Annotated in this window: 13 protein-coding genes; 7 read left to right on the forward strand and 6 right to left on the reverse strand. The window is 70.6% G+C overall.

Annotated features, from left to right (window positions below; genetic code table 11):
* Positions 1-381 precede the first annotated feature (381 nt).
* Positions 382-1206, forward strand: a complete 825-nt coding sequence (locus CP983_RS15325; RefSeq protein WP_150499909.1) for a hypothetical protein — start codon at positions 382-384, stop codon at positions 1204-1206.
* 71 nt (positions 1207-1277) lie between these two features.
* Positions 1278-2030 carry a hypothetical protein gene (locus tag CP983_RS15330; protein ID WP_150499911.1) on the forward strand — a complete coding sequence of 251 codons (753 nt, stop codon included), beginning with the start codon at positions 1278-1280 and terminating at the stop codon, positions 2028-2030.
* A 25-nt stretch (positions 2031-2055) separates the two neighbouring features.
* Here the strand turns inward: CP983_RS15330 and CP983_RS15335 are convergent, their stop codons facing one another.
* Positions 2056-3474 carry an ATP-binding protein gene (locus tag CP983_RS15335; protein WP_150499913.1) on the reverse strand — a complete coding sequence of 473 codons (1419 nt, stop codon included), beginning with the start codon at positions 3472-3474 and terminating at the stop codon, positions 2056-2058.
* 169 nt (positions 3475-3643) lie between these two features.
* Positions 3644-4732, reverse strand: a complete 1089-nt coding sequence (gene ychF, locus CP983_RS15340; RefSeq protein ID WP_150499915.1) for a redox-regulated ATPase YchF — start codon at positions 4730-4732, stop codon at positions 3644-3646.
* Positions 4733-5081: 349 nt separating this feature from the next.
* On the opposite strand from ychF, the gene CP983_RS44700 reads away from it, so the two are divergent.
* A complete protein-coding gene (locus CP983_RS44700) occupies positions 5082-5804 on the forward strand; it encodes a DUF6542 domain-containing protein (protein ID WP_229914893.1) in 723 nt (240 codons plus the stop codon).
* On the opposite strand, the gene ppgK is transcribed toward CP983_RS44700, so the two are convergent.
* Together ppgK and CP983_RS15355 are read right to left on the reverse strand one after the other, a co-directional pair.
* Positions 5801-6550, reverse strand: a complete 750-nt coding sequence (gene ppgK / locus CP983_RS15350; protein WP_150499917.1) for a polyphosphate--glucose phosphotransferase — start codon at positions 6548-6550, stop codon at positions 5801-5803. The genes CP983_RS44700 and ppgK overlap by 4 nt on opposite strands.
* Positions 6551-6579: 29 nt before the next feature.
* Entirely contained in the window at positions 6580-7587 is a 1008-nt protein-coding gene (locus tag CP983_RS15355; RefSeq protein ID WP_150499919.1) for a 4-hydroxy-3-methylbut-2-enyl diphosphate reductase, read from the reverse strand.
* A gap of 245 nt (positions 7588-7832) precedes the next feature.
* Here CP983_RS15355 and xseA point away from each other — a divergent pair, with 245 nt between their 5' ends.
* The 3 genes from xseA (at position 7833) to CP983_RS15370 (ending at position 10099) form a co-directional block, all read left to right on the forward strand.
* Positions 7833-9065: an exodeoxyribonuclease VII large subunit gene (gene xseA, locus CP983_RS15360; RefSeq protein ID WP_125526081.1), complete on the forward strand. Its 1233-nt coding sequence runs from the start codon at positions 7833-7835 to the stop codon at positions 9063-9065.
* A gap of 9 nt (positions 9066-9074) precedes the next feature.
* Positions 9075-9320 carry an exodeoxyribonuclease VII small subunit gene (locus tag CP983_RS15365; RefSeq protein ID WP_150499921.1) on the forward strand — a complete coding sequence of 82 codons (246 nt, stop codon included), beginning with the start codon at positions 9075-9077 and terminating at the stop codon, positions 9318-9320.
* Between the two features lie 188 nt (positions 9321-9508).
* Positions 9509-10099, forward strand: coding sequence for a malonic semialdehyde reductase (locus tag CP983_RS15370; protein WP_107903247.1), 591 nt, complete (start codon positions 9509-9511; stop codon positions 10097-10099).
* A gap of 88 nt (positions 10100-10187) precedes the next feature.
* On the opposite strand, the gene CP983_RS15375 is transcribed toward CP983_RS15370, so the two are convergent.
* Complete coding sequence (locus CP983_RS15375; protein ID WP_107903490.1) at positions 10188-10709, reverse strand: DUF4245 domain-containing protein; 522 nt, start codon at positions 10707-10709, stop codon at positions 10188-10190.
* 127 nt (positions 10710-10836) lie between these two features.
* Here CP983_RS15375 and glpX point away from each other — a divergent pair, with 127 nt between their 5' ends.
* Complete coding sequence (glpX, locus tag CP983_RS15380) at positions 10837-11874, forward strand: class II fructose-bisphosphatase (protein ID WP_030948897.1); 1038 nt, start codon at positions 10837-10839, stop codon at positions 11872-11874.
* Positions 11875-11959: 85 nt separating this feature from the next.
* On the opposite strand, the gene CP983_RS15385 is transcribed toward glpX, so the two are convergent.
* A complete protein-coding gene (locus tag CP983_RS15385; RefSeq protein ID WP_107903492.1) occupies positions 11960-12337 on the reverse strand; it encodes a WhiB family transcriptional regulator in 378 nt (125 codons plus the stop codon).
* Positions 12338-12492: the final 155 nt, after the last annotated feature.

A 12492-nucleotide genomic window follows, 5' to 3' on the forward strand; every position in this document is an offset into this window, starting at 1 on the left:
GTGAGCGCCCAGTCCAACGCCGCCCGTTCGGCGTCCCAGACCAGCGTGCCGTCGATCCAGCCGATCAGCAGGATGTCCACCGACCGGTGGGTGAGCCACGAGCCGACCTCCTACCTCACCCACGGAGACGCTGCCGCCGAACGCCACGCCATCACCACGAGCCACCGGGACCGGATGGTCCACGGCCCCCTGTCGTACGCTCTGGGGCCCGGCGCCGGGCCGTGCTCCTACGGCACGACGACGAATCGGCCACCGCGCGCGGCAGTTCGGAACCCGGGGGTACCCCTGGAAGGGACCGCGTGCGAGAACGGAGGGACGAAGATGCCTGATGCCCCGTCAATACCTGGTGTTCCCTCGGCCGATGTCCCGCCGACCGGTGCCTTGGAGGGCCTCCGGATCGGCATCTCGGTCGGCGCGAGTGCGGACCTGGACCGACTCGGCCTGGAGGAGACCCGTTTCCGCACGCTCCTCGGTGAACTCGCGCGCCTCGTCGTCTCAGCGGGCGGCGGTCTGGCCTACGGCGGAAATCTGGGCCAGGGCGGCTACACCCGGTTCCTGGTCGAGCAGCTGCGGGAGCACGCTCCGTCCTCCCGCCCCCTGCTCAACACCCTCGCCTGGACCGAGCATCGCAAGCTGCCGTTGTCGGAACTCGTCGACCAGCGCGAGCGGTTCGGCCGGTACGCCGAGATCGTGTGCCTGAGCATCGACGGCGACCCCGTGGATCCCGCCGAGGGCCGGGGCGAGGACCCCGTACTCGAATCCGACCCCGAGACGGCTCGTCGCTCGCTGACCGGCATGCGCCGCCACCTCATGCGCCAGGTGGACGCGCACCTGATCCTCGGCGGCAGGCGCGGCGGCTTCCTGGGAACTCTGCCGGGGCTCGTGGAGGAGACACTGCTGGCTCTCAAGGCGGACCTGCCCGTCTACCCGGCGGCCGGCTACGGCGGAGTCACCGCCGACATCTCAGGGGCACTGGGCGTCGACGGCGCGCCGGACATCCAAGGACCGTCGGACGCCACACCCCCGGACCCTCGTCTCCTCGACGGTCTCGACCGGCTACGGCAGTTCACCGCCTCGCCCGACTGGACGGGCCTGCGCAACGGCCTCACCGCCGACGAGAACGAACGGCTCGCCGGCACCCGGTCCCCCGGCGAGATCGCCGAGCTGGCGAGCCTCGGTCTGGGGCGACTGCGCCGCGGCACCTGACCAGGTAGGTTCCCCACCGGCAGGGATGAACTGTCAGTGGCGCGCTACGAGTTGGGGAAGGGGCGCGAAAGGTGACGGTACGAGGGAGGTGGACCGTCGCTGCGGCGGTACGCACGGCCGGGCGGGCGGTGCTGGCCGCGGCCGTGGGCGGCGTCGTCGGTGTCGCCGCGTACTCCATCAGCCAGACCGGGGGCCAGCTGCTCTCCGTCGTGGTCGGCGGCGTGGTCGGCATCGCCCTGGTGCTGGGCGCCGACGTCTATCGCAAGTCGGTCCAGTTGACCGAGGTGCGGCTCGTCCTCCCGGGCAGCGAGATGACGTTCAGGACCAACACGGACATGCGGCAGGCGGCCCTGCGCATGTTCTTCCAGGCCGCGACACGCGTGGCGACCCGTCCGTTGGACGACGGAAGCGGCAATCTGCGCGAGACACTGACCTCGCTCAAGACGCTGTTCGACATGTACCGCGAGCCCTTGGAGTCCGAAGGTTCCCCGCCTCCGCCAACCGAGGGCGACTCCGTCCATGAACTCGTCCTGGACATCCTCAACTTCGAGCTCGCGCCGTTCCTGGCCGTCTGGCACCCCCGGCTGCGTGCCTTCGAGGAGGCCCACCCCGAAATGGACGAGACGGCCTGGCCCGACAACGCGGAGTTCCGCCGGTCCCTGCGCGAACTCCAGCAGAACCTGCGCCCGTACATCATCGGTCTCGGCGAGATCGCGGGCATCCGCGACCCCGAGCGTCACCTGCGCAGGTCCGCCTGGCACACCACCCAGCACGCCGACGGCGTCCCCGAACAGAACACACCGCGGCGCTCCACACCGACCTGACGCCCGCACGCAGGTGCTCCGCCGCTCACAGCGGCCAGGCAGCCAGCAGATCACCAGGCCCGTACGCCGCATCCAACCCCCCGCAGTCCACCCCGCGCCGCGACACCGCAACGACCGGCACGGGTTCGTCGGTGAGGACGGCTCGGTGGCGGTGGAGGGCTGCCAGGTCGTGTCGGTCGAAGGGGGATCGCTCCAGCCACTTGATGGAGCCGACGAAGAGCAACTCCTTGGCGACGGGGGCGCGGTCGGCGCCGACGATGTCGATCTCGACGTCGTTGGTGCGGGTCCAGTAGCCGCCCACCGTGGGGGCCGCCGGGAGCCGGTCGTCGGGCAGGATCCGGGCCAGCGCCTCGCGGACGAGCGGTTCGACCGCCCGGCCGCGCCAGGTGGTCCAGTTCTCCCGGATCCGCGCCAGGGTCAGATCGCCCCGCCCCCGCTCGATCTCCTGCATGGACGGCCCGAGCTGGTGCAGCCAGAACCGCAGGTAGGGATCCGTCACCCGGTAGCGGCGGTCCTTCGACGCCCGCAGCGACACGGGCAGTTCCGCGGCGACGATCCGCTTCTCCGTGAGCAGTTCCAGCGCCCGTTGCAGTGGCGTCGCCCCGATCCCGCCGGCCGCGCGGGCGATGTTGGTGAAGGTCCGCTCGCCGCTGCCGATCGCCGCCAGCACCGTACGTGCCTGCGCCTGCGGGGGGAACTCGGCGGCCAGCGAGCGCTCGGCCGACACGAGCAGGGCCGAGACCGGGTCGCTCAGCGCCTCGCCGAGGAAGTCCCACAGTCCCGCCCCTTGCGGCCACTCCGCGCAGATCAGCGGCAGCCCACCCGTGACGAGCGCGGCGTCGAAGGCGTCCGCCGGCTCGAGTCCCAGCATCCGCCCCACCTCGGCGGGGTTCAGCGGCCCGAGCACCATCTCCCGACCGCGCTGGTGGAAGGGGCGTCCATAGCTGTTCAGCGCCTCCATCATCGACAGATCCGAGCCGATGAGGACGAGCAGTACGGGCTTGGTCTCCAGCACCCGGTCCCAGGCCCGCTGAAGCATCCCCTCGAAGGCCCCGCCGGCGTCCATCAGATATGGCACCTCGTCGATGACCAGCACACTCGCCCGGTCGGAGGGCAGCGCCGCGGCCAGCACATCGAATGCGGCGTCCCAGCTCTCCGGGCGCGCGGCCGCCACCAGCTGCGCCAGCGGCAGCGTCGACGCCTGGGCGTCCCGGGCCAGCCGGGCCAGATCGTCCCCGGGTGACGCACCCGTGGCCGCGTAGAACAAGAACGGCGCTCCGGAGCGCTCCACGAACCGCTCGACCAGCCGCGACTTCCCCACCCGGCGCCGCCCGCGCAGCATCACGCACCGCCCGGGCCGCTCCCCACCGAGCCCCGCCGCGACCTTCTGGAGCTCCCGCTCCAGCGTCGCCAGCTCGTGCCGACGCCCCACGAAGTCCACCACGCCCACCGACCTCCAGCCCGACCAAACTAACAACGACGTTAGTAACATTCATGTTAGCAACATGCACGGACGGAGGCAGGAGGGTAGAGATAGAGGGCCGGAGAACGACCAGGGGCCCGACCGCGAAACGGCCGGACCCCTCTGATCTGCGTATTTGCCGGATCAGTGACTAGACGTTGAAGCGGAACTCCACCACGTCCCCGTCCTGCATCACATACTCCTTGCCCTCCATCCGCGCCTTCCCCTTCGCGCGGGCCTCGGCCACCGAGCCGGTTTCCACCAGGTCGGCGAAGGAGATGACCTCGGCCTTGATGAAGCCCTTCTGGAAGTCGGTGTGGATGACGCCGGCCGCCTCCGGGGCGGTGGCACCCTTCTTGATCGTCCAGGCGCGGGATTCCTTGGGGCCGGCCGTGAGGTACGTCTGGAGGCCGAGGGTGTTGAAGCCGACGCGGGCGAGGGTGGCGAGGCCGGGCTCCTCCGCGCCGACCGACTCCAGCAGCTCCATCGCGTCCGCCTCGTCGAGCTCCGCGAGGTCCGCCTCCAGCTTGGCGTTCAGGAAGATCGCCTCGGCGGGGGCCACCAGCGCGCGCTGCTCGTTCTTGAAGTCGTCGTCGACCAGCTCGTCCTCGTCAACGTTGAAGACGTAGAGGAACGGCTTCGTCGTCAGCAGGTGCAGGTCGTGCAGGAGCTCCTCGTTGCCGGAGCCCTGGACGATGCCCGCCGAGAACAGCGTGTCGCCCTTCTCCAGGATCTCCTTGGCCTCCTCGACGGCCTTCACCTTCGGGGCGATGTCCTTCTTGATCCGCGACTCCTTCTGGAGGCGCGGCAGGACCTTCTCGATGGTCTGGAGGTCGGCGAGGATCAGCTCGGTGTTGATCGTCTCGATGTCATCCTTGGGCGAGACCTTGCCGTCGACGTGCACGACGTTCTCGTCCTTGAAGGCACGGATGACCTGGCAGATCGCGTCGGACTCACGGATGTTCGCGAGGAACTTGTTGCCCAGGCCCTCGCCCTCGGAGGCGCCGCGCACGATGCCGGCGATGTCCACGAAGTCCACGGTCGCCGGGAGGACGCGCTGCGAGGAGAAGATCTCGGCCAGTTTCGCGAGGCGCTCGTCGGGGACGCCGACCACGCCGACGTTGGGCTCGATCGTGGCGAACGGGTAGTTGGCCGCCAGCACGTCGTTCTTGGTCAGGGCGTTGAACAGGGTCGACTTGCCGACATTCGGCAGACCGACGATTCCGATCGTGAGCGACACGTTGCGACTTCCCGTACGTGAGAGGACTTCTGGGGCTGGGCTGGGGCCCGGTCCTTCTTCGATCTTCGATGCAGATGACGCGGATGCACGGGCCGATCCACCAGTCTACGGCGTACCGGGCCCGGCCCCGGCGCCCCGTCGAACAGGTGGCCAAGGTCCGCCCCCGGGCGTGTCTGAGGGCCGATCGGCCACATGATCCGACCTAGGTTGGTGCAGAAGAGCAGCAGGACAGGACGCGACCTGCCGGCCGTGGAACGGGCACGGGGTCGCGTGGGGTGAGGGCCGGGTCGCGCCAGAGCGGTGCCGGTTCGCGCCGGGCGATGGCGGTCTTCCGCCGGACGGGGACAGTGTGGAGCGGGGCGAGAGTCGTACGAGGCGCGGCGAGGGCCGATTCCTGAGGGAGGGCGACAGCGGCGGAAGCGGGCGGGGCGGCTCGGGGCCGTCCGGTGAGTGGCCGGCCCGGGCGTCCCGGGCCGGTGCCGCCGACGACGACGCCAAGGCCGCCGCCCGTGCCGCCAGAGCCGCTCGGCTCGCGAAAGCCCGGGCCTCCCGCGACGCCGCGTCCCCCAGGCCAGCCCGCTCCACCCGCCCCGGCCCGCAGCGCCGGCCACGTTCGGAACAAGCCGCGGCGGTACGGCGGCCGGCCCCGGAGCCTGCGCCCGCACGCCGGTTTCCCGACCCCCGGCTCACCGGACTCGGCAGCGGTCTGTTCTGCGGGGCCGTGATGCTGGTGCTCGGCTATTTCGACTCGCTGCTGTTCGGGTCGCTGACGCTGTACAGCGTGCTGTTCCTGCCGGTGTGCGCGCTGACCGCGCTCTGGGTGCGCGAGGGCGATCTGCTGACCGCGCCGGTGGTCGTACCGATCGCGTTCGCGGTGGGGCTGCTTCCGGTGGCCGACAGCGGCGGCGGATTCAGCGGCCGGCTGATGGGGATCGTCAGCGCCCTCGCCACAGAGGCCGGATGGCTGTACGGCGGGACGCTGATCGCCGGTGTCGTGGTGCTCGTGCGCCGAGTGCGCCTGATCGCCCGGCGGGTGGCAGCACGCCGCCGGACGAGCGTGAGCGGCGGCTAGCCGTCCCGCTCCGCCGCGTGCATCGCGGCGCCGACGATCCCGGCGTTGTTCTGGAGCTGGGCGGGCACGATCTCCGCCTTGATGTCCTCGATGTAGTGCAGGAACTTCTGGGCCTTGCGGCTCACCCCGCCGCCGATGATGAACAGCTCGGGCGAGAACAGCATCTCGACGTGCGCGAGGTACTTCCGCACCCGGTGCGCCCAGTGCTCCCAGGACAGGTCCTCGTCCTCCTTGGCCTTGCTGGACGCACGCTTCTCGGCGTCGTGGCCGTGGAGTTCGAGGTGGCCCAGCTCGGTGTTGGGGACCAGGCGGCCGTCGACGAACAGGGCGCTGCCGATGCCCGTGCCGAAGGTGAGCAGGATCACGGTGCCCTTGCGGCCGCGGCCCGCGCCGAAGTGCATCTCGGCGACGCCGGCCGCGTCCGCGTCGTTGACCACCGTCACCGGGTGACCGCCCAGCCTGTCGCTGAACAGCGCCCGCGCGTCCGTGTCGATCCAGCTCTTGTCGACGTTGGCCGCCGTACGGATCGTGGAGCCGTCGGTGACCACACCGGGGAAGGTGAGCCCGACCGGGCCCGTCCAGCCGTAGTGCTCGACGACCTCCTTCACGCCGTCGGCGACCCCGTCGGGTGTGGCCGGTTGCGGAGTGAGCACCTTGAAGCGCTCCTGGGCCAGGTCGCCCCTGTCCAGATCCACCGGGGCGCCCTTGATCCCGGATCCACCGATGTCCAAGCCGAAGATCTGCATGGCCCTACGTTACGACGGACGACTGACGGTCACTCCCCGGAGTCGCTCGCCCCGGTGCGCTCGGCGATCAGCGCCGCCGCCTCTTCACGCAGGTCACGCCGCAGTTCCTTGGGCAGCGAGAAGGTGATCGACTCCTCGGCGGCCTTCACGAGCTCCACATCTCCGTAGCCGCGCTGGGACAGCCACTCCAGGACCTCCTCGACGAGGACCTCGGGGACGGATGCGCCGGAGGTGACGCCGACCGTGGTCACGCCCTCCAGCCAGGCCTCCTCGATCTCGCTCGCGAAGTCCACGAGGTAGGCCTCGCGGGAGCCGGCGAGCTTGGCGACCTCGACCAGCCGCTTGGAGTTGGAGGAGTTGCGCGAGCCGACCACGATGACCAGCTCGGCCTCGGCGCCCATCTGCTTCACCGCGAGCTGACGGTTCTGCGTGGCGTAGCAGATGTCGTCGCTGGGCGGGGAGATGAGCTGCGGGAACTTCTCCTTCAGCGCGTCGACGGTCTCCATGGTCTCGTCGACGGAGAGGGTGGTCTGGGAGAGCCAGACGACCTTCGACTCGTCGCGGACCTCGACCTTGGCGACGTCGCCCGGGCCGTCGACGAGCTGGATGTGGTCGGGGGCCTCACCGGACGTACCGATGACCTCCTCGTGGCCCTCGTGACCGATCAGGAGGATGTCGTAGTCGTCGTCGGCGAAGCGGACGGCTTCCTTGTGGACCTTGGTGACCAGGGGGCAGGTCGCGTCGATGGTGGCGAGCTGTCCGCGCGCGGCCTCCTCGTGGACGACGGGGGCCACGCCGTGCGCCGAGAACATCACGATGTTGCCCGGCGGCACCTCCTCCGTGCGCTCGACGAAGATGGCGCCCTTCTTCTCCAGGGTCTGCACGACGTACTTGTTGTGGACGATCTCGTGCCGGACGTACACCGGAGCGCCGTACTGCTCCAGGGCTTTCTCGACGGCGATCACGGCGCGGTCCACACCCGCGCAGTAGCCACGGGGGGCGGCGAGCAGGACACGGCGGCCAGACGAAGCAGTCATGCGTCCCATCGTAAGGGTGCGTTCGGGGGCGCGGAGATCGCGAGGGTGACGGCTTGACGAGGAGACCGGCACCGCGATGTGAAGGGTGGGGAGCGGGTCGCCGCGCGGGGCGGGCGGATGCGGGAGGTCACGGAGCGGGACCACGGGAGGTACGCCGGACGGCGGAGGGCGCGCGGCCGGGACCGTCCGCGCCCCGCCCCGTTCGACTGGTCGGCGTTGTCGGTGGCGGCCGTTACGCTCGCCGCATGGCTGTGAACACGACCCCGGAGTCCGCCCTGCCCGTCGGTGAGGTGTCGCGGCTCATCGGGGGGTGGATCGACCGGCTCGGGGCGGTGTGGGTCGAGGGGCAGATCACGCAGTTGTCGCGGCGGCCGGGCGCCGGCGTGGTGTTCCTGACGCTGCGCGACCCGTCGTACGACATCTCCGTGAGCGTGACCTGTTACCGGCAGGTCTTCGACGCCGTCGCCGACGTGGTGACCGAGGGCGCCCGGGTCGTCGTGCTCGCCAAGCCCGAGTGGTACGCCCCGCGCGGCCAGCTCTCCCTGCGTGCCACCGAGATAAAGCCGGTCGGCGTCGGCGAGTTGCTCGCCCGGCTGGAGATGCTGAAGAAGTCCCTGGCCGCCGAGGGGCTCTTCGCGCCGGAGCGGAAGAAGCCGCTCCCCTTCCTTCCCCAGCTCATCGGCCTGGTCTGCGGACGCGCCTCCGCGGCCGAGCGGGACGTCCTGGAGAACGCCCGCCACCGCTGGCCCGCCGTCCGCTTCGAGGTGCGCAACGTCGCCGTGCAGGGCGTGCACGCCGTGCCGCAGGTCGTGCAGGCGGTCAAGGAGCTCGACGACATCGACGACGTGGACGTGATCATCGTCGCCCGCGGCGGTGGCAGCGTGGAGGACCTGCTGCCCTTCTCCGACGAGCAGCTCGTGCGGGCCGTCGCCTCGTGCCGTACGCCGGTGGTGTCCGCCATCGGGCACGAGCCCGACAACCCGCTCCTCGATCATGTCGCCGACCTGCGCGCCTCCACCCCGACCGACGCCGCCAAGAAGGTCGTGCCGGACGTGGGCGAGGAGTACGAGCGGGTGCGGATGCTGCGCGACCGGGCCCGGCGGTGCGTCGAGGCGTTCGTCGACCGCGAGGAGCGCGGGCTCGCGCACGCCCTGGCGCGGCCGTCGATAGAGGATCCGCACCGGATGATCGACGAGCGGGCCGACCATGTGGCGTCCCTGCTCGACCGCGGCCGCCGCTGCCTCGGCCATCACCTCGACCGCGCCGAGTCCGAACTGACGCACACGCACGCGCGCGTGGTGGCCCTCTCCCCCGCCGCGACCCTGAAGCGGGGGTACGCCGTGCTGCAGCGGGCCGACGGGCATGTGGTCCGCGACCCCGGCGAGGTGACCGCGGACGAGGCGCTGCGGGCACGGGTCGCCGAGGGCGAGTTCTCCGTACGGGTCGACGCCTCTGTCGACGCACAGGCCGATGCATAGGGTGGGCGAATGACCAGCAAGGTGGAAGAAGCGCTCGGGTACGAGCAGGCCCGGGACGAGCTGATCGAGGTCGTCCGGCGGCTGGAGGCGGGCGGTACGACGCTGGAGGAGTCCCTCGCGCTCTGGGAGCGCGGCGAGGAGCTGGCCAAGGTCTGCCGGCGCTGGCTGGACGGGGCTCGGGCGCGGCTGGACGCGGCCCTGGCCGAGGAGGCCGAGGCGGAGGCCGCGCAGGAGAGCGGCGGGGACGAGTCCTAGGCCGGCCGGCGAGCCGGGCAGCGGGGCGACTGGGGGCCGTCACACCTGATCAGGCTGTGAAGCGGATCACCACGCCCCGCTTTTTGTTGAACCTTGAACATGTCTGGCGTACTGTCGTCATCGTAAACGGTCCACGGTCCGCTTACGCACAGCCCACGACGCACACGCACAACCGAGAAGGTTCACGCATGTCTCTCGTTCTTGACCCCGCCGCCCAGGACCTGCTGTTCCGCGAGGCCCGCACCGCGAACACGTTCACCGACGAGCCGGTGACCGAGGAGCAGGTCCAGGCGATCTACGACCTGGTCAAGTACGGCCCCACCGCCTTCAACCAGACCCCGCTGCGCATCACCCTGGTCCGCTCGGCCGAGGCCCGTGAGCGTCTGGTGCAGCACATGTCCGAGGGCAACCAGGCCAAGACCGCGAGCGCCCCGCTGGTCGCGATCCTCTCCGCGGACAACGAGTTCCACGAGGAGCTGCCGACCCTGTTCCCGGCCTTCCCGCAGGCCAAGGACGTCTTCTTCAGCGAGCGCCCGGCCCGCGAGAACGCCGCCGGGATGAACGCCGCCCTCCAGGCCGCGTACTTCATCGTCGGCGTCCGCGCCGCGGGGCTCGCCGCCGGCCCGATGACCGGCTTCGACTTCGAGGGCGTCCGCAAGGAGTTCCTGGACGACGACCACACCCCGCTGATGGTCGTCAACATCGGCAGGCCCGGCGCCGACGCCTGGTACCCGCGCTCCCCGCGCCTGGACTTCGATCAGGTCGTCACCACGGTCTGACCCGACCGCGAACGACGAAGGGCCCCCGGCTGCCGGCCGGGGGCCCTTCGTCATGCGTGGTGCGTGAGCGCGCCTTGCGCGGGCGGCGTCACTGCGACTTGAGCGCCTTCGCCATCTGCGACAGCTGCTCGAAGGAACCGGTGCCCGCGACCACGGTCGTCGCGCCCTTCTCCTCGTGCACGAGCGCGTCGTAACGGCCGCCCGTGTACCGCGTCCAGGTCCGGTCGCCGATCTTCTCGGTGACCTCGCTGGCCCGTCCGCCCTGGGTTGCCTTCTCCAGGAACGTCGCCGGCTTCTCGGCCGACTGCTCGACCTGGAGGTACTCCCCGCCGGCGGTGTGGAAGCCGAGGTGCCAGGCGTCGAAGTCGTCGCCCTTGAAGCGCACGGAGGTCGGCTTGAAGCTCTCCGGCAGGCCCACGGGCGCGGCCACCGGGTAGGACGCCGCGCGCCGGGCCGTCAGCAGCTCGACGCGGTAGTCGATCCGCGGGAGGTCGGGAGCGCTGTCGTCACGGGGGACGAAGAGATAGATGACTCCTGCCGCGAGCACGGTCACTCCGAGCGAGAGCACCATGTTGCGGACCGACTTCTGCTTACCGTTCGAACCTGCCACGCCCCCTATCGTCGCAGGTGCCCCGGCCGCTCATCCGTGGGGCCCCCTGCTCATCCTGCGCGCCCGAGGATAGAGTCAGGACCGCAACCCTCATCCGGCCGTCGTCGTATCAGAAAGGTGCGCTCCGATGACCGAGAATCATCATCATCTGCCGTCCGAACTCGAAGTACCCAGCGAAGCTCCCGACCGCAACCTCGCCCTGGAGCTGGTCCGTGTGACCGAGGCGGCGGCGATGGCCGCCGGCCGCTGGGTGGGGCGCGGCGACAAGAACGGCGCCGACGGTGCCGCGGTACGCGCCATGCGGACCCTCGTCCACACCGTGTCGATGAACGGCGTCGTCGTCATCGGTGAGGGCGAGAAGGACGAGGCGCCGATGCTCTTCAACGGGGAGCGGGTCGGCGACGGTACCGGCGCCGAGGTCGACATCGCCGTCGACCCGATCGATGGCACCACGCTGACCGCGAAGGGCATGCCCAACGCGATCTCCGTGCTCGCCGCGGCCGACCGGGGCTCCATGTTCGACCCGTCCGCCGTGTTCTACATGGACAAGCTGGTCACCGGGCCCGAGGCGGCCGACTTCGTCGACATCGACGCGCCCGTGGCCGTGAACATCCGCCGGGTCGCGAAGGCGAAGCGCTCCACGCCCGAGGACGTCACCGTCGTCATCCTGGACCGGCCCCGGCACGAGGGCATCATCAAGGAGATCCGGGACGCCGGCGCGCGCATCAAGCTGATCTCCGACGGCGATGTCGCGGGTTCGATCTACGCGCTGCGCGAGGGCACCGGCGTCGACATGCTGCTCGGCATCGGCGGTACGCCGGAGGGCATCATCTCGGCCTGTGCCGTGAAGTGCCTCGGCGGCACCATCCAGGGCAAGCTCTGGCCGAAGGACGACGAGGAGCGGCAGCGGGCGCTCGACGCCGGGCACGACCTGGACCGGGTCCTGATGACCGACGACCTGGTCTCCGGCGACAACGTGTTCTTCGTCGCGACCGGCATCACCGACGGCGAGCTGCTGCGCGGCGTGCGCTACCGGTCGGAGAACGCGACGACCGACTCGATCGTGATGCGGTCGAAGTCGGGGACGGTGCGGCGGATCGACTCCGAGCACCGGCTGAGCAAGCTGCGGGCCTACAGCGCGATCGACTTCGACAGGGCGAAGTGAGCGCGGGGCGGTCACCCGCCCCCAGCTGATCCGCGCAGCCGACTGGGCGCCCCCGGTGCGGAGGGGGCGCCCTGTTTCTCGTTTGTCAGCCCGCCTGCGCTATCCGGTTCGTCGCCCGCGCGGCCTTCTTCAGCTCCATGTCGCGGCGGCGGCGCCTGGCCAGGACCACGCGGCGCTCGGCCGCGGTGAGGCCGCCCCAGACCCCGTAGGGCTCGGGCTGTAGCAGGGCGTGTTCACGGCACTCCACCATGACCGGACAGCGGGCACAGACCCGCTTGGCCGCTTCCTCACGGGAGAGTCGGGCCGCGGTGGGCTCCTTGGAGGGGGCGAAGAACAGGCCGGCCTCGTCACGGCGGCACACGGCCTCCGTATGCCACGGGGCGTCTTGGTCCCTGTCTCGCGCTGGCACCCGCTGGGCCGGAACGGCAGCTACCTGCATGGACGAATGCGGCGGTTGCAGCACGGTCTACTCCTGACGACGGCTTCGCGAGCGAGAGACGATGCAGCAAGGTCTACCCGCTGTGCGCGCGCCTATGCAGTGAGTTCCGAACCGCTGGATTTCGGGTGGTCCCGCACACCGCGGCACGGCACTTCAGCGGCCCGACAGCCGGAGTCGTG

This window comes from Streptomyces chartreusis (assembly GCF_008704715.1).
GTDB lineage: Bacteria > Actinomycetota > Actinomycetes > Streptomycetales > Streptomycetaceae > Streptomyces > Streptomyces chartreusis.